The sequence below is a fragment of the Pseudomonas sp. R3.Fl genome (assembly GCF_023516765.1).
Lineage (GTDB): Bacteria > Pseudomonadota > Gammaproteobacteria > Pseudomonadales > Pseudomonadaceae > Pseudomonas > Pseudomonas citronellolis.
Map to the genome: position 1 here is coordinate 803205 of NZ_JAMGSO010000001.1, position 21962 is coordinate 825166.

Annotated in this window: 16 protein-coding genes; 9 read left to right on the top strand and 7 right to left on the bottom strand. The window is 69.2% G+C overall.

From position 1 onward, the window contains the following. Positions 1-10: 10 nt before the first annotated feature. Together M8R19_RS03330 and M8R19_RS03335 are read right to left on the bottom strand one after the other, a co-directional pair. A complete protein-coding gene (locus M8R19_RS03330) occupies positions 11-925 on the bottom strand; it encodes an alpha/beta hydrolase (RefSeq protein WP_249917014.1) in 915 nt (304 codons plus the stop codon). A gap of 9 nt (positions 926-934) precedes the next feature. After that, positions 935-1750, bottom strand: a complete 816-nt coding sequence (locus M8R19_RS03335; RefSeq protein WP_249917015.1) for an SDR family NAD(P)-dependent oxidoreductase — start codon at positions 1748-1750, stop codon at positions 935-937. 199 nt (positions 1751-1949) lie between these two features. On the opposite strand from M8R19_RS03335, the gene M8R19_RS03340 reads away from it, so the two are divergent. The 3 genes from M8R19_RS03340 to M8R19_RS03350 all read left to right on the top strand — a co-directional run bounded on the left by M8R19_RS03340 (position 1950) and on the right by M8R19_RS03350 (position 4481). Next, positions 1950-2999 (top strand): 3-ketosteroid-9-alpha-monooxygenase, oxygenase component, encoded by a 1050-nt coding sequence (locus tag M8R19_RS03340; RefSeq protein ID WP_249917016.1) that lies wholly within the window; start codon positions 1950-1952, stop codon positions 2997-2999. 102 nt (positions 3000-3101) lie between these two features. Then, positions 3102-4232: a helix-turn-helix transcriptional regulator gene (locus M8R19_RS03345; RefSeq protein ID WP_116425004.1), complete on the top strand. Its 1131-nt coding sequence runs from the start codon at positions 3102-3104 to the stop codon at positions 4230-4232. Positions 4233-4295: 63 nt separating this feature from the next. Beyond that, positions 4296-4481 carry a hypothetical protein gene (locus M8R19_RS03350; protein WP_143096607.1) on the top strand — a complete coding sequence of 62 codons (186 nt, stop codon included), beginning with the start codon at positions 4296-4298 and terminating at the stop codon, positions 4479-4481. A 1-nt stretch (position 4482) separates the two neighbouring features. On the opposite strand, the gene M8R19_RS03355 is transcribed toward M8R19_RS03350, so the two are convergent. After that, on the bottom strand, positions 4483-4908 hold the full coding sequence (locus M8R19_RS03355) for a VOC family protein (protein WP_249917017.1): 426 nt from the start codon (positions 4906-4908) through the stop codon (positions 4483-4485). Between the two features lie 237 nt (positions 4909-5145). Between M8R19_RS03355 and M8R19_RS03360 the strand changes: the two genes are divergently transcribed. Together M8R19_RS03360 and M8R19_RS03365 are read left to right on the top strand one after the other, a co-directional pair. Next, positions 5146-5307, top strand: a complete 162-nt coding sequence (locus M8R19_RS03360) for a hypothetical protein (RefSeq protein ID WP_249917018.1) — start codon at positions 5146-5148, stop codon at positions 5305-5307. Positions 5308-5315: 8 nt separating this feature from the next. Further along, a complete protein-coding gene (locus M8R19_RS03365; protein WP_249920130.1) occupies positions 5316-5939 on the top strand; it encodes a helix-turn-helix domain-containing protein in 624 nt (207 codons plus the stop codon). A 68-nt stretch (positions 5940-6007) separates the two neighbouring features. On the opposite strand, the gene M8R19_RS03370 is transcribed toward M8R19_RS03365, so the two are convergent. Further along, positions 6008-6511, bottom strand: a complete 504-nt coding sequence (locus M8R19_RS03370; RefSeq protein ID WP_009619475.1) for a hypothetical protein — start codon at positions 6509-6511, stop codon at positions 6008-6010. Positions 6512-7390: 879 nt separating this feature from the next. Between M8R19_RS03370 and ssuD the strand changes: the two genes are divergently transcribed. From ssuD to M8R19_RS03390, 4 genes are all read left to right on the top strand, one after another. Continuing rightward, positions 7391-8527 (top strand): FMNH2-dependent alkanesulfonate monooxygenase, encoded by a 1137-nt coding sequence (gene ssuD, locus M8R19_RS03375; protein ID WP_249917019.1) that lies wholly within the window; start codon positions 7391-7393, stop codon positions 8525-8527. A gap of 86 nt (positions 8528-8613) precedes the next feature. After that, positions 8614-10143, top strand: a complete 1530-nt coding sequence (locus M8R19_RS03380) for an FAD-dependent oxidoreductase (protein WP_249917020.1) — start codon at positions 8614-8616, stop codon at positions 10141-10143. Between the two features lie 260 nt (positions 10144-10403). Continuing rightward, complete coding sequence (locus tag M8R19_RS03385; protein ID WP_249917021.1) at positions 10404-11993, top strand: ABC-F family ATPase; 1590 nt, start codon at positions 10404-10406, stop codon at positions 11991-11993. 200 nt (positions 11994-12193) lie between these two features. After that, on the top strand, positions 12194-13204 hold the full coding sequence (locus tag M8R19_RS03390; RefSeq protein WP_074985336.1) for an alpha/beta hydrolase family protein: 1011 nt from the start codon (positions 12194-12196) through the stop codon (positions 13202-13204). Between the two features lie 455 nt (positions 13205-13659). Here the strand turns inward: M8R19_RS03390 and mgtA are convergent, their stop codons facing one another. The 3 genes from mgtA to M8R19_RS03405 all read right to left on the bottom strand — a co-directional run bounded on the left by mgtA (position 13660) and on the right by M8R19_RS03405 (position 21961). Then, positions 13660-16380: a magnesium-translocating P-type ATPase gene (gene mgtA, locus M8R19_RS03395; RefSeq protein WP_249917022.1), complete on the bottom strand. Its 2721-nt coding sequence runs from the start codon at positions 16378-16380 to the stop codon at positions 13660-13662. 221 nt (positions 16381-16601) lie between these two features. Then, positions 16602-20267, bottom strand: coding sequence for a translocation/assembly module TamB domain-containing protein (locus M8R19_RS03400; protein WP_249917023.1), 3666 nt, complete (start codon positions 20265-20267; stop codon positions 16602-16604). Beyond that, positions 20264-21961: an autotransporter assembly complex protein TamA gene (locus M8R19_RS03405; RefSeq protein WP_249917024.1), complete on the bottom strand. Its 1698-nt coding sequence runs from the start codon at positions 21959-21961 to the stop codon at positions 20264-20266. The genes M8R19_RS03400 and M8R19_RS03405 overlap by 4 nt, the downstream gene beginning before the upstream one ends. Position 21962: the final 1 nt, after the last annotated feature.

The following is a 21962-nucleotide window of genomic DNA, read 5'->3' on the forward strand; positions in this document are numbered from 1 at the left end:
GTTCGCCTCCTCAGGCCAGGGCGTCGCGCAGCCAGGCCGCGGCTTGGTTCAGGTAACCCTCGGCGCGTGGCGCATAGGGCGCGAAGCTGGCGAAGCCGTGCAGCATGCCCTCGGCGCGCACCAGGCGCACGTCGGCGCCGGCGGCGCGGGCACGCTCGGCGAAGGCCTCGCCCTCGTCGCGCAGCGGGTCATGGGAAGCGCTCAGCAGCAGCGTCGGCGGCAGCCCGCCGAGATCGTCGGCGTGCAGCGGCGAGGCCAGGGCATCCAGCGGCGCCGGCCACTGGCCCAGGTACTGGCGCCAGAACCAATGCATCATCTGCGCTTCGAGGAAGTGGCCCCTGGCGAATTCGCCGTAGGAGGCGCTGGCGCATGCCTGGTCGGTCACCGGGTAGAACAAGCACAGCGCCCGCGGCCGCGGCCCGCCGCGCTGGCGCAGCAGGCGCGCGGCGGCGATGGCCAGGTTACCGCCGGCGCTGTCGCCGGCCAGGGCCAGGCGCTCGGCATCCACGCCCAGTTCGGCGGCGCGCGCCACCAGCTCGCAGGTGGCCTGGCAGCAGTCCTCCGGCGCCGCCGGGAACGGCGCTTCCGGCGCCAGCCGGTAGCCCACCGAGGCCACCGCCGCGCCCGTGGCCAGGGCCAGGCGGCGGCACAGGTCGTCGTGGGTGTCGAGGTTGCCGGCGACGAAGCCGCCGCCGTGGAAGAACACCAGCAGCGCCAGGCCGTCGGCGGCGCTCGGCCGGTACAGGCGCGCCGGCAGCCCGTCGGCCAGGCGCAGTTCGCGCACTTCCTCCACGGCCAGCGGCGAGGCGCCCAGGCCCTGGTCGGCGAAGCCGCGGTAGGTGGCGGCGTCGAGCCGTTCGAAGTCCAGGGCGAAGGCCCCGGCGAATTGGTCCAGAAGGACCTGCATGTGCGGATCGAGGGCCATGTTCGCTCCTTATACGTCGGCCAGCAGGAAGACCGGGTTGGTCTCCTCGACAATGCTTTGCGTGCGTGCCTGCAACGCCGGCTTGAAGTCCGGGTGCGGCAGTATCCAGAAGCGCTTCTCGTCGATGGCCCGGAACACCAGGGTGGCCAGTTCGTCCGCCGGCATGCCCTGGCGGATGCTGCGCTCCAGCTGCTCACCCAGTGCCGCGCCGGCCATGCCGCCGGCCTGGTCGGAAGCCATGATGCGGCTGGCCACCGGCCCCGGGCAGAGCACCGACACGCCCACCGGCGCGCCCAGGGCGGCCAGCTCGTGGTGCAGCACTTCGGAGAGCGCCACCAGGGCCTGCTTGGTCACCGTGTAGGCGGCCAGGAAGGGGCTGGCCAGCAGGCCGGCCAGGGACGCGGTGTTGACGATGTGGGCCGGGCGGCCCTGGGCCAGCAGGCCCGGTACGAAGGCGCGCAGGCCGTTGATCACGCCCAGCAGGTTGATGTCGAGCATGCGCCGCCACTGCGCCTCGCTGAGTTCCCAGCTGGCGCCGGTCTGCATCACCCCGGCGTTGTTGAACAGCAGGTCGACGCCGCCGAAGCGCGCCAGCGTCTGCTCGCGCAGCGCTTGCAGGTCGGCCTCGCGGGCCACGTCGGTGACCTGCGCCAGCACCTCGCAGCCCTGTTCGCGCAGCTGCCCGGCCAAGGCCTGCAGGCCCGCCGCGTCGCGGTCGGCCAGGACCAGGCGCATGCCCTGCCCCGCCGCGTGTTGCGCCAGGCCGCGGCCGATGCCGCTGGCGGCGCCGGTGATCACGGCCACCTGGCCTTGTCGCTCGCTCATCGCTGCTCCGTTTGTCGTTGTTGTCGGTTCGGCTGGCGCTGTTATCGCCGGGCGGGCAGCGCGGGACATCGTCCACCCGGACTAGGGCGCCCTCCTCGTCCGTTCAGACGATGCCGCAGCCGCTCTGGCTTGCAGAATCCGCAGGAGGCCTCTGCCGCCACCCACCTTCTGCCTGCGGCAACCTGATGGGAGAACAACAATGAGTACGCTGCACCGAATCGAAGCCCGGCCCCTGCAGGATCGCTACGCCCGCGGCTGGCACTGCCTGGGCCTGGCCAGCCAGTACCGCGACGGCAAGGCGCACCGCCTGGATGTCTTCGGCACCCGCCTGGTGGCCTTCCAGGGCGAGGACGGCGAGGTGCACATCCTCGACGGCTACTGCCCGCACATGGGCGCCGACCTCAGCGAAGGCTGCGTGGAAGGCAACGGCCTGCGCTGCCCGTTCCACGAATGGCGCTGGGGCGCCGACGGCGTGTGCAACGACATCCCCTACGCCAAGCGCATCCCGCCGCGGGCGAAGATCAAGTCCTGGCCGGTGCTGGAGCAGAACCGCCTGCTGTTCGTCTGGAACGACCCCGAAGGCAACCCGCCCATCGCCGAGCAGGCCATCCCGCGCATCGACGCCTGCTACGACGACGCCTGGGCCGAATGGGAGATGGCCGAGCTGAAGATCGAGACGAACTGCCGCGAGCTGGTGGACAACGTCTCGGACATGGCGCATTTCGACAGCGTGCACAAGGCGCCCATCGACGAGTTCAGCAACCACTTCGAAGGCCACCTGGCGGTGCAGGTGATGCGCGGCCGCAGCGCGCGCCTGTCCGGCGACAGCGAGCTGCGCACCGTGGCCACCTACTACGGCCCGGCCTACCAGATCACCGAGATGACCGGCGCCATGGACGGCCAGTTGATCGAGTCGATCCTGCTCAACTGCCACGTGCCCATCGACCAGAACAGCTTCACCCTGCGCTACGGCGTGCTGGTGAAGAAGCTCCCGGGGCTTTCCGACGAACAGAACCGCGCCATGGCCCAGGCCTACGTCGAGCAGGCGCGCCTGGCCTTCTACGAGGACGTGGCCATCTGGCACAGCAAGACCCGCGTCGACAACCCGCTGCTGTGCGACGGCGACGGCCCGGTGTACCAGCTGCGCAAGTGGTACGAGCAGTTCTACACCGACGTCGCCGAGCTGCCGGCCGGCCTCGCCGACCGCAAGGACTTCATCGTCCGCGCGCGCCAGGCCGAGCCGGCCTGAACCGCCCGTCCCCAGCCTTGCGGGGACGGATTGCCTTTTGCGGAAAGCGCCGCGTACTCTCAGCGGCGCTTTCCAGAACAACAATAAGAAACGGTTCAATCGATGGCACAGTCGCTCACCCTCGAGCAGTTCAGCGGGATGCTCGGCAATCTCTACCAGGGGCCCCTGGAAGCCACGCCGTGGCAGTCCTTCCTCAACGAGCTCAACCAGTTCTTCGAAGCCAAGTACGTCACCTTCATCCTGCGTCCGCCCAGCGACCAGAACGAAGGCCTGATGGTCAACACCAACGGCAGCTCGGCCGAAGTGGTGGCCTCGTACAACCAGTACTATTTCAACCTCGACCCCTTCGTCGACCTGCCCAGCGGCCAGGTGGTGATCCTGGATGAGTTCGTGCAGCGCGACGAGTGGCTGAACTCGGAGTTCTACCGCAACTTCCTCGAACCGGTGGGGGTGTTCCACATCCTCGGCGCCGACATCCGCACCGCCGACGGCGCCCTGTGCCGCATCCGCGTCAGCCGCGGCATCGAATCGCCGGGCTTCAGCCACGCCGACAAGGCCCTGCTGGCGCACTTCGTGCCGCACCTGGAGCGCTCGGTGGCGCTGCACACGCAGATCAACCGCATCGAGACCGAGCGCAACCTCTACGCCGGCGCGGTGGACCAGTTCGCCGTGGGCACCATCATCCTCGACGAGAGCGGCAAGATCCTGCAGACCAACCAGGTGGCCGAACACCTGCTGCGCGAGAAGGACGGCCTGAAGATCAGCGGCGACAGCCTGCAGGTCGGCACCCCGCGCGACTGCCAGGAGTTCCGCCGCCTGGTGAAGCAGGCCCTGCAGTCGCAGAAGGGCGCGCAGCCCTCGGTGGTGGAGGCGATGCGCGTGCAGCGCCCCTCCGGCCGCGCCGACCTGGGCATCATCGTGCGCTCGGTGCCGCTGAGCGAATGGAACGAGGGCAAGCACTGCCCCTCGGTGGTGATCTTCGTCAGCGACCCGGAGCAGGAATCCCGCGCGCCGCAGGAGATCGTCAAGGCGCTGTTCGACCTGACCCCCGCCGAGGCCCAGCTGGCCATGCTGCTGGCCAACGGCCTGACCCTCGACGAAGCCTCGGAGGAACTGGGCATCAGCCGCAACACGGCGCGCGCGCACCTGCGCTCGACCTTCTCCAAGACCGGGGTGACGCGGCAGACCATGCTGGTGCGCCTGATCCTGCGCAGCGTGGCCACCCTGGGCTAGTCCGAGCGGACGATTTGCCGGGCCCGCGCGGCGGTTAGCGTAACCCCGGACAGCAACCGCCGCATGAGGTCCACTGCCATGGTGAAAGTCGCTCCGCTACTGATCGCCTTCGTCTTCGCCGCCAGCCTCGCCGGCGCGCACCTGATGCTGCGGGTCCACGAGCAGTCGCAGCAACTGGCCCAGCTCAACGCGCGGCTGAGCGCCGGCGTGCCCTGCATGCCCGGCGGCGTGATGCGCCTGCTGCCCTGAGCTACCTGGCGAACAGCTGGCCGATGTCCTTGAACGCCTTGAACTCCAGGGCGTTGCCGCAGGGGTCGAGGAGGAACATGGTCGCCTGCTCGCCCACCTGGCCCTTGAAGCGCACGTAGGGCTCGATCACGAAGCGCACGTCGAACGAGCGCAGGCGCTCGGCCAGCGCTTCCCACTGCTCCCAGTCCAGCACGATGCCGAAGTGCGGCACCGGCACGTCGTGGCCGTCCACCGGGTTGCAGTGGGCATTTTCCTGGGACGTGGTGCGCGGGTGCTCGTGGATCACCAACTGGTGGCCATAGAAGTCGAAGTCCACCCACTGGTCGCTGGAGCGGCCCTCCTCCAGGCCGAACACCTCGCCGTAGAAACGGCGGGCGGCGGGCAGGTCGTGGACGGGGATGGCGAGGTGGAAGGGGCGAAGGCTCATGGGTGGCTCCTGGCGTCGACGAACAGGGATCCGTTCATGCTAGGACTGCCTGGCGCCGAACGCACCCGTGCGGCCGCTTGATTTTGGCCATTGGCTGGAGTGACTCACCGCCTGGCCACAAGACCTGCCGACATAGATCAAAAATAAATTAATAAAGAATAATTAAGTATTTCTTGTTCTAAGAAGAGCCCGGCTAGGCTAGCCCCATCCTTCACCGCAGTTCCCTGAGGAGTCGCCATGGACCGCACCGACAACGTCATCGACCTCGCCCGCTACCGCACGCGCCGCCAGGCGCGGCGCATGGCCGAGCTGATGTGGGCGATGTACGCGAGCCGCGCCGGCTTCGGCGCCGCCCAGTGGGTGCAGCAGCAGCGCGACAACGGCATCCGCGAGGCCTGAACGTGGGCCTGCCGCTTTCCACCGATGCCACCGAGGCGGGCCTCGAAACCGCCCCGGCGGCGGCCGACGACCCCATCGGCCAGCGCGTGGCCCACAACCTGCTGCGCCTGCGCGGCAAGCGCAACCTGTCCCTGGACGGCCTGGCCCGATTGTCCGGGGTGAGCCGGGCGATGCTGGCGCAGATCGAATCCGGGCGCAGCGTTCCCTCGATCAAGGTGCTGTGCAAGATCGCCCGGGGCCTGAAGGTCTCGGTGGCGGCCTTCCTCGACGACCGCGCCTTCGACGGCGTGGCCCTGCTGCCGGCGCGCGAGAGCAAGCGCCTGGTCAGCGGCGACGGCGCCTTCGTCAGCCGCGCGCTGTTCCCCTTCGACGTCTCGCGCCAGGTGGAATTCTACGAACTGCGTCTGGCCGGCCTGGCCATCGAGCACTCCGCCGGCCACGCCCCCGGCACCCAGGAGAACCTGGTGGTGGCCCAGGGTGTGCTGGAAATCGCGGTGAACGAAGAACGCTTCCTGCTCGGCACCGGCGACTCCATCCTGTTCTACGCCGACCAGCCGCACAGCTACCGCAACCCGGCCGACAGCGAGGCCGTGGCCTACCTGGTGAGCACCTACGCCGAACGCCTGGACTGAAGCGGCGGCACAAAGCAAAAGGCCCGGCGGGTTTCCCCACCGGGCCTTTCTCGTTCAGCGCGCCGCGGTCAGCAGGTGCAGCACATCATCGGCATGCCGTTGCAGCTCATCATCATCGGCATGCCGCATTCCATCATCTTGTTCATCAGCATGCAGCAGTTCTTGAACATCTCCATGTTCATGCCCTGCATCGGCATCATCTTGCACATCATGGCGTCGCCCTGCATGGAGCACTCCATCATGCACTTCATCGACGGCATGGGCATGCCCATCATCATCGGCATCATGTTCATCATGCCCATCATCGGCATCATCGCCATGCCGGTCTGGGACATGCACATCATCGACATGTTGCCGCAGTGCATCATCATCGGCATGCCGCAGTTCATCATCATCGCCATCATTTCCGCATTGTTGCGGAACATGGCCGCGTCCATGCCCATGGCCGGCATCATCTTGCACATCATGCCGTCGTCCTGCATTTCGCACTGCATAGTCGCCATCATCATCGGCATGCCCATCATGGGCATCATCGGGTTGGCATTCATCGGCATCTGCATTGCATTCATCATGGTGGAACTCCCTGAACTGGACGGAATGGGTAACTGCTGATGGGGCCGATTCTAGGGAGGCCGGCGAGCCGGACAAGCTGGCGGCCCAGCGCCGGTTCGCTTCGCCCGCCACGACGAAAAGCCCGGTTCCGCGGAGCCTTTCGGCGTGGTGATGACGGATTCGACGCCATGGCAGATGCCGCTGATCAAGTGGCAGGGAAAACAGAAACATGGATATGCACTTGAGTGCTTAGTAAATAACCGTAGTGAATAAAGAGTCTAAGCCTCGAGCACTTTGGCTGCCTCGGCATCCAGCAACCGTCCTGCCCCGCACCGAGATGCTCTTCGTAGGATGGGTTGAGCCTGCGAAACCCATGCGGTCGCGGTGATGGGTATCGCTTCGCTCAACCCATCCTACGGTGGCGTTTCTCCGCACCTTGTAGGAGCGGATTCATCCGCGATTCCGCCGGCAGGGCGGACAAGGCCCAGGCCGACCTCGGCGCCGCTGGGGATCACCGCTAAACGGCGGATAACGCGGAGCGTTATTCGCCCTACGTGTGCGCCACGAGGCACGGCATGTCCCCGTAGGATGGCGTTTCTCCTGCACCAGCAGGAACCAACTGTCCGCTTACCAACAGCGAGCCAGCAATCTGTTCGCCCAGCAACAGTGCTCCACCACCCACAGCTCGCCAGGCCCCGCGCCACGGCGCCTGCGTCGCTGGCATGGGGCTTGCCTGACAGCCGCTAGCGCTTCAACGGCTCCCACTGCGAATCCCACGCCTGCATCCCAGCGCGGCGTCGGCGCCCTCCGCGAGCGTTCGCCCCATTCCAACAAGACTCCCCGCCACGCGTGCACCCACGGGGCCCTGCCCCTTTCGACGATGGCAACGAGGACACATCATGAGTCTGGACATCTTCTGGTTCCTGCCCACTTCCGGCGACACCCGCTACCTGGGCCATTCCGACAGCGGCCGCCCGGCGACCAACGAATACATGCGGCAGATCGCCGTGGCCGCCGATCAGCTCGGCTACGACGGCCTGCTGATCCCCACCGGCGCCAGCTGCCTCGACCCCTGGGTGACCGCCGCCAGTCTGGTGCCGGTGACGCGGCGCATCAAACTGCTGGTGGCGCTGCGCACCTCCCTGGGCAACCCCACCGCCTCGGCGCGCCAGGCGGCCACTCTCGACCAGGCCAGCGGCGGCCGTCTGCTGCTCAACGTGGTGCCCGGCGGCGACGCCACCGAACTGGCCGCCGACGGCGTCTTCTATTCCCACGACGAACGCTACGAGGCCTCCGACGAATTCCTCGGCATCTGGCGGCGCCTGCTCGGCGGCGAGACCGTCGACCACGACGGCAAGCACCTGCAGGTGCGCGGCGCGCAGAACTTCTTCCCGCCCGTGCAGAAGCCCTACCCGCCGCTGTACTTCGGCGGCTCCTCGCCCGCCGCCCACGAGCTGGCGGCCAGGCACGTGGACGCCTACCTGACCTGGGGCGAGCCGCCGGCGGCGGTGGCCGAGAAGATCGCCGACGTGCGCCAGCGCGCCGCCCGCCATGGCCGCACGGTGCGCTTCGGCGTGCGCCTGCACGTGATCGTCCGCGAGACCAACGAGAAGGCCTGGGCCGCCGCCGAGGAGCTGATCAGCCACCTGGACGACGCCACCATCGCCGCGGCCCAGGCCAACTACGCGAAGATGGATTCCGAAGGCCAGCGGCGCATGGCCGCGCTGCACGGCGGCGACCGCAAGCGCCTGGAAGTCGCGCCCAACCTGTGGGCCGGCGTTGGCCTGGTGCGCGGCGGCGCCGGCACTGCGCTGGTGGGCGATGCGCAAACGGTGGCGGCGCGCCTGCTGGAGTACGCGGCACTGGGCGTGGATAGCTTCGTGCTGTCCGGCTACCCGCACCTGGAAGAGGCCTACCGCTTCGCCGAACTGGTGTTCCCGCTGCTGCCGGGCAAGGGCCGGGTGACGGTGGAGGGCGTGGTCACCGGCGGCGCCTTCGACGTGCGCGCGGGGCAAGGCAAGGAGCACGCGGCCTGATCGCGCCTCGACGAGCGTAGGCGCCCGCCCGGGCGCGGGGGGCTATCCTGAAGCGGTGACCTTCAGGAAAAGACGAGGAGAGAGCGATGAGCGACCATCCATCGTCCCCGCCCGGCCCCGACTTCGCCCAGGGCGTGCCCCTGGCGGACGTCGTCGAAGGCAGCCCGCTCGCCGGCCACGTCGGCGGCGAAGCGGCGCTGCTGGTGCGCCAGGCCGGGCAGCTGTACGCCATAGGCGCCACCTGCCCGCACTACGGCGCGCCCCTGGCCGAGGGCCTGGTCGACGGCGACACCCTGCGCTGCCCCTGGCACCACGCCTGCTTCCGCCTGCACGACGGGCGCCTGCTCGCCCCGCCGGCGCTGGACGACCTGCCGCGCTGGCAGGTGGACTGCCACGACGGCAAGGCCTACGTCGGCGCGCCCCTGCCCGCTGCCCCAGCGGACCTGCCGGCCGGCGCGCAGCCACCGGCCTCAGTGGTGATCATCGGAGGCGGCGCCGCCGGCAACGCGGCGGCCCTCGGCCTGCGCCACGAGGGCTACGACGGGCCCATCACCCTGCTCAGCGCCGACCCCGCCACGCCCTACGACCGGCCCAACCTGTCCAAGGACTACCTGGCCGGCAGCGCCGACCCCGCCTGGCTGCCACTGCGTTCGGCGGACTTCTATACCAGTCAGCGCATCGAACTGCGCTGCAACACCCGCGTCAGCCACATCGACACGGCGCACAAGAAACTGACCCTCGCCAGCGGCGAGGAACTGGACTACGGCGCCCTGGTGCTGGCCACCGGCTCGGCGCCGGCGCGCCTGGACGTGCCCGGCGCCGACCTGCCCCACGTCCGCGTGCTGCGCAGCCTCGCCGACTGCGACGAGCTGATCGCCCGCTGCGCCACGGCCCGCCGTTGCGTGGTGGTGGGCGCCGGCTTCATCGGCCTGGAAGTGGCCGCCTCGCTGCGCAGCCGCGGCCTGGACGTGCAGATAGTGGCGCCGGGCGCGCGGCCCATGGAGAACGTCTTCGGCGAGGCCCTGGGCGACATGCTCCGGGCCCTGCACGAGGCCCACGACGTGGGCTTCCATTTCGGCGCCGAGGTCACGGCGATCGAGGCGCAGCAGGTCAGGCTGTCCACTGGCGGCACGCTGCCGGCGGACCTGGTGGTGATCGGCATCGGCGCCCGCCCCGAGCTGGAGCTGGCCCGCGACGCCGGCCTGAAGCTGGACAAGGGCGTGCGGGTGGACGCCTGGCTGCGCGCCAGCGCCGCGGACGTCTACGCCGTGGGCGACATCGCCCGCTGGCCGGACGCCCGCAGCGGCGACGCGATCCGCGTGGAGCACTGGGCGGTCGCCGAGTGCCAGGGCATGACGGCGGCGCGCAACATCCTCGGCCACCAGCAGCGCTTCACCGCCGTGCCGTTCTTCTGGACGCAACAGTACGACGTCGGCATCAACTACGTCGGCCACGCCGAGCGCTGGGACCGCATCGACGTCGACGGCGACCCCGCCGCCCACGACTGCCGGGTGACCTACTGGCGCGACGGCAAGGCACTCGCCGTCGCCACCGTGGGGCGCGACCGGCAGAGCCTGGAAGCCGAGGCCGCCTTCGAGCAGCAGACGCCCGGCTGACGGCTGGCCACCACCGCAAAGCGACCCGCCATGCAAGGACAGGCCCACCTATGAGATAATCCGCGGCCTGTCCGGCATGTCCCCCGCCCTTCAAGCGCAAAAGCCTGGACATCGCGTCCAGATGCTGCCCTTCGCGCACGTCCGCTGGATTCCCCCGGCGCCCATGTCAACGGGCCCGGAAAGCCAACATTGGTATCGAATCGGTATCGGCCCGCTGCCAGACCGGCCCAGCGGCTCGCCAGTCATTGATAGGTAAAACTTTGATTTCCACAGCGAACATCACCATGCAGTTCGGCGCCAAGCCGCTGTTCGAGAACGTTTCCGTCAAGTTCGGCAACGGCAACCGCTACGGCCTGATCGGCGCCAACGGTTGCGGCAAGTCCACCTTCATGAAGATCCTCGGCGGCGAGCTGGAGCCCTCCTCCGGCCAGGTCATGCTGGAAAACGGCGTGCGCCTGGGCAAGCTGCGCCAGGACCAGTTCGCCTACGAGGACTTCTCGGTGATCGACACCGTGATCATGGGCCACGAGGAACTGTGGAAGGTCAAGGCCGAGCGCGACCGCATCTACTCGCTGCCGGAAATGAGCGAGGACGACGGCATGGCCGTGGCCGAGCTGGAAGTGCAGTTCGCCGAGTTCGACGGCTACACCGCCGAGTCCCGCGCCGGCGAGCTGCTGCTGGGCCTGGGCATTCCCCTGGACCAGCACTTCGGCCCGATGAGCGCCGTGGCCCCGGGCTGGAAGCTGCGCGTGCTGCTGGCCCAGGCACTGTTCTCCGACCCGGACCTGCTGCTGCTCGACGAACCGACCAACCACCTGGACATCAACACCATCCGCTGGCTGGAAAACGTCATCACGGCGCGTAACAGCACCATGATCATCATTTCCCACGACCGCCACTTCCTGAACAGCGTCTGCACCCACATGGCCGACCTGGACTACGGCGAGCTGCGCCTGTTCCCGGGCAACTACGACGAGTACATGACCGCCGCCGAACAAGCCCGCGAGCGCCTGCTGTCGGACAACGCCAAGAAGAAGGCCCAGATCGCCGAGCTGCAGACCTTCGTCAGCCGCTTCTCGGCCAACGCCTCCAAGGCCAAGCAGGCCACCAGCCGTGCGCGCCAGATCGACAAGATCCAGCTGGAAGAGGTCAAGCCGTCCAGCCGCGTCAGCCCGTTCATCCGCTTCGAGCAGTTCAAGAAGCTGCACCGCCAGGCGGTGACCCTCGAGAAAGTCAGCCAGGGCTTCGACGGCGCGACCCTGTTCAAGAACCTGAGCCTGCAGGTGGAAGCCGGTGAGCGCATCGCCATCATCGGCCCCAACGGCATCGGCAAGACCACCCTGCTGCGCACCCTGGTCGGCGAGATGCCGCCGCAGGCCGGCGAAGTGAAGTGGACCGACAGCGCCGACGTCGGCTACTTCGCCCAGGACCACGCCGAGGACTTCGAGGACGACTACAACCTGTTCGACTGGATGGCCCAGTGGACCCAGGGCGGCGAGCAACTGGTGCGCGGCACCCTCGGGCGCATGCTGTTCTCCAACGACGACATCAAGAAGTCGGTGAAGGTCATCTCCGGTGGCGAACAGGGGCGCATGCTGTTCGGCAAGCTGATCCTGAAGAAGCCCAACGTGCTGCTGATGGACGAGCCGACCAACCACCTGGACATGGAGTCCATCGAGGCGCTCAACCTGGCCCTGGAGAACTACCCGGGCACGCTGATCTTCGTCAGCCACGACCGCGAGTTCGTGTCCTCCCTGGCCACCCGCATCATCGAGCTGTCGGAGAACGGCGTGACCGACTTCAGCGGCAGCTACGACGACTACCTGCGCAGCCAGGGCGTGATCGTCTGACGCCCCCCCGCAGGGGATGCCGCGCCGGCATCCCCTGCACCCTCCCTCCCCGCAACGCCCTTCCCCACCGTCGATCCGCCGCCCCGCACGCCAGCGAAATTGGCGCGTACCCTGCAAGGATGTCCGCACCGCGGCGGCCGGCCGCGCCCAGGCGCCCGGCAACGCCCGTTCCAGAGGCTGCGTTGGGGGTGGAGAGCACCATGTTGGGGCGATTCGTCTGTTGCGTTCTGCTACTGATCTTCTCACTGGCGGCCGGCGCCGAAACGCTGAACGTCGGTTTCCATCGCCTGACCCTCGACGACCCGCTGGACCACCAGCCGATGCGCGCCATCGCCTTCTACCCGACGCGGGCGCCAACCGCCCCCACCACCCTCGGCCTGTTCACCCTGCCGCTGGCCGAGGAAGCCCCGGCGGTGGCCGGGCGCCACCCGCTGCTGGTCATCTCCCACGGCAACGGCGGCACCCCGCTGGCCCTGCGCGACCTGGTGCTGGCCCTGGCCCGGCGCGGCTTCGTGGTGGTCACCCTGCTGCACCCCGGCGACAACCTCCACGACCAGAGCCGCCTGGGCGCCCTGAGCAACCTCTACGGCCGCCCGCTGCAGGTGTCCGAAGCCATCAGCGCCGCCCTGGCCGACGAGCGTCTGGCGCCGCTGCTCGATCCCCGGCGCATCGGCGTGATCGGCTACTCCGCCGGCGGCGAGACGGCGCTGATCCTAGCCGGCGCCCAACCGCGCCTGGAACGCCTGCGCCGCTACTGCACGCAACGCCCGGACGACCGCGACGCCTGCAGCGCCGGCGGCGAACTGCTGGCCGACCGCAACGACCTGGCGCCCATGGCCGACCCGCGGGTCGGCGCGGTGATGCTGCTGGCGCCGCTGGGGCTGATGTTCGGCAGCCGCGAACTGGCCGACGTGAACGTCCCGGTGCTGATCTACAGCGGCGACGCCGACAAGGTGCTGGACTGGACGCGCAACGCCGCCGCCCTGGCCCGCAAGCTGCCGCGCAGCGCCGACTTCCACGTGCTGCTGGGCGCCGGCCACTTCGTCTTCATGGCCCCCTGCAACGAAGAGGAAACCGCCGCCACCCCGGGCCTGTGCAAGGACGCCGAAGGGGTGGACCGGGTGGCCATTCATCGCCACCTGATTGGTGATGCACAGCGCTTCTTCGACGAGGCGCTGGAGCCGGAGCAGGTGCAGGCGATGTTGCGCTGAGGTTTGTCGTGGGGGGTGGTGTGGTTTGTAGGAGCGAGCTTGCTCGCGAAGGGTGTTCTGTCGGAGGGGCTTGATGTGGCTTAGTGTGGTGATGGGTATCGCTTCGCTCAGCCCATCCTACGGGGCTTTCCTGGAACTGTAGGAGCGGGCCCTGCCCGCGAATCGCGCGCAGGGCGCGCTCCTACATGGGAATGGCGCGGGTGGAGCAGCGTAGGAGCGGATCTTATCCGCGAACCGCGCCGGAACATCCGGCCATCGCGGACAAGGTCCGCTCCTACGCCCGTGCTTCCTGTAGGAGCAACTGTCTTGCGCCGAGGTGCTCTTCGTAGGATGGGTTGAGCTTGCGATACCCATGCTGCCGTGGTGATGGGTATCGCTTCGCTCAACGCCATCCTACGAAAAACCGTGCTTCCTGGCACCGTAGGAGCGGACTCCGTCCGCGATTCTCTCAAGCCCTACGACCACCCATACCGCCGCGCGAACCACCCCTTCACCGCCTGGGTCAGCCCCATGTAGCCCAGCAGGATCGCCACCAGCCACGGCCAGTAGCCCGGCGGCAGCGGCTGCATGTGGAAGTAGCGCGCCAGCGGCCCCATGGGCAGGAAGATCGCCAGCGCGCCTATGCCCGCGGTCATCGCCAGCAGCGGCCAGGAGGCGCGGCTCTGCAGGAAGGGGATGCGCCGGGTGCGGATCATGTGCACCACCAGCAGCTGCGAGAGCAGCCCCTCGACGAACCAGCCGGACTGGAACAGCGCCTGGTGGGCCGGGGCGTTGGCGCCGAATACGTGCCAGAGCACCAGGAAGGTGGTGATGTCGAAGATCGAGCTCAGCGGCCCGAAGAACACCATGAAGCGCCCCAGGCCGTCGGGGTTCCACTGCTGCGGGCGGCTCAGCTGTTCGGCGTCCACGCCGTCGAAGGGGATGGCGATCTGCGAGATGTCGTACAGCAGGTTCTGCACCAGCAGCTGCATCGGCAGCATCGGCAGGAACGGGATGAAGGCGCTGGCCACCAGCACGCTGAACACGTTGCCGAAGTTGGAGCTGGCGGTCATGCGGATGTACTTGAGCATGTTGGCGAAGGTGCGCCGCCCTTCCACCACGCCCTCCTCCAGCACCATCAGGCTCTTTTCCAGGAGGATCAGGTCGGCCGCTTCCTTGGCGATGTCCACCGCCGAGTCCACCGAGATGCCGATGTCCGCGCTGCGCAGCGCCGGGGCGTCGTTGATGCCGTCGCCGAGGAAGCCCACCACGTGGCCGCGCTCGCGCAGCACGCGGACCAGGCGTTCCTTGTGCGTCGGCGTCAGCTTGGCGAACAGCGTGGTGCGCTCGGCCAGTTCGCCCAGCTCGGCGTCGGCTATGTCGTCCAGCTGCGGGCCCAGCAGCACGCCATCCACCTGCAGGCCGACGTCGCGGCAGACCTTCAGCGTCACCCGCTCGTTGTCGCCGGTCAGCACCTTCACCGCCACGCCGTTGGCGGCCAGGGCGCGCAGGGCCGGGGCGGTGGTTTCCTTGGGCGGGTCGAGGAAGGCGATGTAGCCGTCCAGGCACAGCCCCTGCTCGTCGGCCAGGCCGTAGGTGTCGCGGTTGGTCGGCAGCTCGCGGGTGGCCACCGCGACCACCCGCAGGCCGTCCTGGTTGAGCGCCTCAGCCACCGCGCGGATGCACGCCAGGCGCTCGCCGGTCAGCGGTTCGACACGCTCTTGCTCGCGCACCGAGGCGCACACCGCCAGCACTTCCTCCAGGGCGCCCTTGCAGATCAGCAGGTGGTGGTCGTCGCGCTCGCTGACCACCACCGACATGCGCCGGCGGGCGAAGTCGAAGGGGATTTCGTCGACCTTGCGGTAGCGGCTGTCCACCCGCAGCGCCTGGCGCAGCTCCACGTGTTCGAGCACGGCCACGTCCAGCAGGTTCTTAAGCCCGGTCTGGTAGTGGCTGTTGAGGAAGGCCAGCTGCAGCACCCGGTCCTCCACCTCGCCGAAGGCGTCGGTGTGGCGTTCCAGGACGATGCGGTCCTGGGTCAGGGTGCCGGTCTTGTCGGTGCAGAGAATGTCCATGGCGCCGAAGTTCTGGATGGCGTCCAGGCGCTTGACGATGACCTTGCGCCGGCTCAGCGCCACCGCGCCCTTGGCCAGGGTCGAGGTGACGATCATCGGCAGCATTTCCGGGGTCAGGCCCACGGCGATGGACAGCGCGAACAGCGCCGCCTGCAGCCAGTCGCCCTTGGTGAAGCCGTTGAGCAGCAGGACGATGGGCGCCATCACCAGCATGAAGCGGATCAGCAGCCAGCTGACCTTGTTGACCCCGGCCTGGAAGGCGGTGGGCGTGTGGTCGCTGGCGATCACCCGTTCGGCCAGGGAGCCGAAGTAGGTCTGCGCGCCGGTGCCGACCACCACCGCGCGGGCCGAGCCGCTGACCACGGTGGTGCCCATGAAGCACAGGCTGTCGCGCTCCAGCGGGTTGCCCTGGCGGGCGTCGCGGACCTGGGCGAACTTCTCCACCGGCAGCGACTCGCCGGTGAGCGCCGCCTGGCTGACGAACAGGTCCTTGGCGCTGAACAGGCGCACGTCCGCCGGCACCATGTCGCCGGCCGACAGCCACAGCACCTCGCCGGGCACCAGTTGGCGGATCGGCACCTCCAGGCGCTGCGCCGCGCCCTGCCCGCCCTCGGGGTAGCGGAACACGGTGGCGGTGTTGCTGACCATGGCCTTGAGCTGTTCGGCGGCGTCGTTGGAGCGTTTCTCCTGGACGAAGCGCAGCAGCGTGGAAATGCCCACCATGGCGCCGATCACCACCGCCGCCTCGCTGTCGCCGGTGAACAACGACACCAGCGCCAGCACGCTCAGCAGCAGGTTGAAGGGGTTGCAGTAGCACAGCCACAGGTGCCGCCACCAGGGCATCGGGCGCTCCTGGTCGACCTCGTTGAGCCCGACGCTCTCCCGCCGCTCGGCGGCCTCGGCCTCGCTCAGGCCCTCGCGGCGGCTGCCCAGGCGCTCGAACAGCGCCTGCGGCTCCAGCACCGACCATTCCAGCATGCCCTGGGCCAGTTGCGCCGGCGCCTGGCGCCCGGCCGCCGAGCCGCGCAGCAGGTCGAGCAGCACCAGCCGGCGCAGCTGCCGGGCGGGCAGGCCCTTGTTGAGGAACTCCAGCAGGTGGGTCCTGATCTGTTCGAAACGCATGACGACTCCCCGATCACTGCCGCCCTGACCGGCGGCAGCGGGAGTCTGCAAGGGGTTCCTTAAGACGCCATGAAGACGGGAGAGCCTGCTCACGATCTGCTGCGCGTCGGCATAACTGCGTTGAAAGCAGGCGAGTGATGCTCATTTAGCGGACTAAACTGCGCCCCCTCGCCTGCTTTCGCCTTGTTCTGCTCTAGCTCGCGAGATCGTGAACAGGCTCTTTAAAAGTCGCGCTTGTAGAAGATATCCAAAGAGCTGGCCAAACCGCTGGCGGCCTCCAGGTAGACCTTCTTGCTCAGCAGGTAGCGCAGGGCGATGGTGTTGGCCGGCTCGAACACGCCCACGCCGTAGCGCAGGCTCAGGCGCTCGGAGAGCTGGCCGCTGGCGACCACGCTGGTGCTGGTGCCGGTGCCCTCGGTGCCCAGCTCGAAGTCCTTGATGCCCAGCTGCTTGGCCACCTCGCCGGTGATCGGTGCGCTGCCGGCCAGGCCCAGGGCCAGTGCGGCCTCGCCGAGCATGTTGCTGTCCTCGCCGGTGGACAGCGGACGGCCCATGACCAGGTAGGACAGCGCCTGCTCCTGGCTCATCGCCGGCTCCGAGAACACCTCGCTGCGTGGCTGCTCGGCGTTGCCGGTCAGGCGCAGGCCGGCGATCACGTCGTCGACCTTGCGGATCGCCTCGATGTCCAGGTACGGCTGGTCGATGGGGCCGGCGAACAGCAGGCGCGCGCGGCGGATGCTGAGTTTCTGCCCGTAGGCCCGGTAGCGGCCCTTGTTCAGGCTCAGCTCGCCGCGGGTGTCCATGTCGTCGCCGATGTGCACCTGGCCGGCCAGCTCGGCGCTCAGGCCGAAGCCGCTGAAGGTCAGCTTGTCCTGGCCGACCAGTACGTCCACGTCCATGGCCAGGTGGGGGCCGCCCTGCTCCTTGGGCGGCGCACCGACGATCAGGGTGTCGTCGGAGAGCTTCACCGTCGAGGGCGGCAGCTGGCGGATGACGATGGCCCCGCGCGGCACCTGCACCTTGCCGGAAACGCTGAGCTTCTGGTCGGCCATGCGCAGCGCCAGGTCCGGGGTGACTTCGAGGTTGGCGTAGGGCTCGACGCTCACCGGCAGGTCCGTGCCGCGCACCGCCAGGTCCATGTCCAGGCCCTGGCTCCAGGCCAGGTAGCCGCCCAGGCTGCCGTTGCCCTTGTCGCCGCCGCTCCAGGTGCCGCTGAGGTCGACGCGCTCGCCGGCGATGCGCGCCAGCACCTGCAGGTTGGCCAGGCGCGTCGGCAGGTCGCCGCCGGACAGCTCGCCGCCGGAGAGCCGCAGCTCGCCGTCCAGGCGCGGCTGCATGAGGCCGCCGGAAATGCGCCCGTTGCCGTCCAGGCGGCCCTTGAGCGTCTCGACCATGGGCACGAAAGGCCGCGCCACCGCCAGGTCCAGCCCGGCGAGGGTGAAGCTGCCGCTCAGCGGCTTGTTCTTCGGCCGCGGGTCGAGCACCGCCTGGGCGTCCAGGGTGCCGAGCTTGTTGCCGTGGAACTGCAGGCTGCTGTCGATGCGGGTGGGCGTCAGGCGGCTTTCCAGGCGCAGGCTCTGGTAGGGGAAGTCGAGCCACTGGTCCTGTTCTTTCAGGCGCAGGGTGCCGGCGCCGGCGTCCAGCAGGATGTTGCCGTTGGGGCCGCGGGCCGGCAGGTCGAGCTTGACGTCGCCGTTGAGCTTGCCCTGCCAGGCGAAGTCCTCGGGCAGCCAGCGCGCCAGGCTGTCCAGCGGGAAGTTGCGCAGTTGCCAGCGCAGCTGCGGCTCCGGCAGCAGGCGCTGCTCGCCGCCGCAGAGGCTGGCCGGGCCGGAGGCCCAGCAGTGCGCGCCCAGGTTCAGGCGGCCGTCGGCCAGGCGCTCCAGGCGCGCCGGCTGCTGCAGGCGCCAGTCCTGGCCGCCGCTCTGAATCTCGCCCTTGGCCAGGCGGCCGCGCCAGTCGCGGCCGTTCCAGCTGCCGTCGAAGCCCAGCGCCAGCACCAGCGGGCGGCCCTGCAGGGACAGGTCGAGCTGCTGGCGTTGCAGGTCGCCCTGGCCGCTGGCCTTGAACTGGCCCAGGCGCGTGTCGCCGGCGCGCACGCCGTCGGCCAGCAGCTCCAGGCGGCCGCGCTGGGCGGCGTCGAGGCGGGCGCTGAGGTCCAGGCTGCGCACGCCGTTGTCCTGGAAGGCCAGGCGCTGGCCCTTGAGGCTCAGCTCGCCCTGGGGCGCCTTGAGGCTGCCGGCCAGGTCGAGGCGGCCGTTCAGCTGGCCCTGCAATTGCGGCCAGAGCTGGCCCAGGCGCGCCAGGGCGATGTCCAGGCGCCCGGCCAGGCGCTGGTCGAGGCTGGCCTGGCCGCTGATGCGGTTGTCGCCCAGGCGCAGTTCCAAGCCGTCGACCTTCCAGTTCTGGCCCTGGCCGTTGGCGGCGGTCTTGAAGACCGCCGGCTGGCCGCGCAGGCGCCCTTGCAGGTCGAGGTTGGCCTGCACGGCGAGCACACCATTCTTGTAACTGCCCTGGCTGCTCAGCGGCCCGCCGAGCTTGCCCGGCAGTTCGGCGACCCAGTAGGCCGGGTCGAAGTCGCTCAGCTTCAGTTGCGCATCCCAGGCCAGGGTGTCGGCAAACTTCAGGCCCAGGCTGCCCTCGGCCTTGCCCTGCCCGGCGACCAGTTGCAGCGACGGCAGGTGCACCTCGGCGAGGTTGCCGGACACCGGGCTGCTGAGCTGGAAGGCGCCGGCCGGGCCGCTGAGTTCGGCGGCGAAGTTGCCCAGGTAGGCCTCGTCGCGGTATTGCAGGTCGGCTTGCAGGCGGTGCATGGAGACCGGCGGCGGCTCCATGGGGTACAGGCGCAGCCAGGGGAAGTCCAGCCAGTCCAGCTTGGCGTCGGCGGCGAAGCCCTCCTGCCAGTCGAGGCGGCCGCTCAGGCCCAGGCGCTGTTCCGGCGCGGCGATGAGGTTCAACGCGGCGATGTCCGCACCCTTGGCGTCAACACGCCCCTGCAAGGCCAGGGCGACGTCGCCGCCCTCCCCCGGCAGCACGGCCGAGCCGCTGATGCGGTAGCCGGCGGCCAGGTCGCCCGCCGCTTGCAGCTGCACCTTGTTCAGCACCAGGGTGTCGGGCAGGTCGGCCGCGCCGCGGAAGCCGTCGGCGCTGATCTTCGCGCTGGCCGGCAGGTTCTCCGCCAGGGGTTGCAGGTCGCCGCTCAGGTGGCCTTGCAGGTAGCCGCTGCTGTCGGCTTCCAGCAGCAGGTGGCCGAGCAGTTCGCCCTTGGCCTTCAGCTTCAATGCCCAGGGCTGCTCGCCGGGCGCCGGCAGGCGCAGGCTGCCCTGGGCCTGCAACGGCCAGTTGCCCTGCGGGGTGAGCAGGCCGCTCAGGTCCACGGCGAGGTCGCCGCGGGCGGCCTTGAGCACGTCGATGTGCAGGCCATCGGCCTCCCAGTGGGCGCTGGCCTGGACGTTGCTGACCTGTTCGTTGCCATCCAGCAGGAAGCTGCCCAGGCGCACTTCGCCCAGGCGCACGGCCAGCGGCAGTTTCAGCGCCGGCAGCTGGATCGGCCCTTCGCTGGGTTCCGCGGGCCCCGGCGCCAGGCGCAGTTGCACGCGCTCGACGATCAGGCGGTCGATGCACAGCGCGCCTTGCAGCAGGCAGGCGGGCGACCAGGCGAACTGCGGCCGCTCGACCTCCAGCTCGGTGGCGCCGTCGCTCCAGGCCAGGCGCTCGGCCTGCCAGGCGCCGCCCAGCCGGCCGGCATAGCCCTGCACCTGCAGGCCCGGCACCAGGCCCAGGGCCCAGCGGCTGCCGGCCTCGCTGCCGAGGATGGCGGCCAGCGCCACGGCCAGCAGCAGGATCAGGCCGAGCAGCGCGGCCACCAGGTATTTCAGCAGGCGCTTCACAGCTCGGGCCCCATGGAGAAGTGGATGCGCCAGCCACCGCCCTCGTCCAGGCCATCGGCCAGGTCCAGGCGCAGCGGCCCCACCGGCGACACCCAGCGGATGCCGAAGCCGACGCCGGTCTTGATCGAGGGGAAGTCCAGCGAGTTGAAGGAGTTGCCCTGGTCGATGAAGGTCGCCAGGCGCCATTTTTCGGCCAGCGGGTACTGGTATTCGACGCTGCCGGCGACCATGTAGCGCCCGCCGATGCGGTCGCCCTGGGAGTTCTTCGGCGACAGCGTCTGGTAGTCGTAGCCGCGCACGCTCTGGTCGCCGCCGGCGAAGAAGCGCAGCGACGGCGGGATGCTCGAATAGTCGTTGGTGGCGATGAAGCCGACCTGGGCGCGGCCGAGCAGGCGGTGGCCGCCGGCGAAGGTGGTCAGGCCCTTGGCCATGGCGCTGACGTGGGCCAGGTCGGCGTCGGCCAGCAGGCCCTCCTTGGCCACCTTGGTCTCCAGTTGCAGGCGGTAGCCCTGGTGGGGGTCGACCTTGTTGTCGGCGTGCAGGATGGAATAGCCGAAGCCGGGCATGAGGAAGCTGCTGTTGCCCGAGTCGTCGCCCAACAGGTATTCCTCGTGCAGCCAGCCCAGGGAGAACGAGCGCTGCCAGCCGCTGGGCAGCTTGCGCAGCCATTCGCCGCCGAGGGTGAACTGCTTGCTCTCGGTGTCCACCAGGTCTTCGTTCTGGTAGCCGGTGGTGAAGCGCAGCTTGTCGGTCAGCGGCGGGTCCAGCGGCACCTCGTACCAGGCGCCGACGTTCTGCCGCGGCCCGGAGACTTCGGCCTCGGTGCCCAGGCTGTGGCCCTGGGGGTTGACCCAGTGGCGCGTCCAGCTGAACTTGGCGCGCGGCCCCACGTCGGTGGAGAAGCCCAGGCCGACGCCGAGCGAGCGCGGCTTGCGCGCGGTGAGGTGGACCGCCACCGGGATGCTCGCGCCCTTGGCCTGCAGCGGCGAGGCGTCGACGCGAACGCCGTCGAAGTAGCCGCTGGACTGCAGGGCCTGGTTGAGGTCGGCGATGAGTTCGGAGTCGTAGGCCTCGCCCTGCCGGAAGGGCACCATGCGCCGCAGCAGTTCCTCGTCGAAGGGGTAGTCGCCGCTGAAGCTGACCGCGCCGAGGGCGAAGCGCGGGCCGCTGGCGTAGACCAGCTCGATGTCGGCCACCCCGGCCTCGGGGTCGACGCGCAGTTGCTGGCGGGTGAACTGGCCGCGGAAGAAGCCGAAGCGCGAGGCCTGGTTCTGGATCAGCCGCTTGGCGTCCTCGTAGGTGCCGTGGTTGAGCTGCGCGCCGGGCTTCAAAGTATCGCCGCCGGGCACGCGGAAGCTCTTCAGCTTAGCCGCCGGCCCCTCGATGCGGATGTCGACCGTGCGCAGCTTCACCGGCTCGCCGGGCGAGACGTCGATGCGCAGGCGCGGGTTCTTGGCGTCGCCACGTACCCGCGCGCGAATGCGCGCCTGGTAGTAGCCCAGCGCCTGGGCGGCCTGCACGGCCTGTTGCTGGACCGTGCGGCGCAGGCGTCGCAGGGCGGTTTCGTCGCGCCCTTCCACGCTGCCCACATAGGCCTCGATATTGGCCTTGAGCGCAGAGTTGGCGGGGTCGATACGTACATCGAGCTGGCTTTCCGCTGCCACTGCCGCGCCGATCCAGCACAGCAGGCCCATC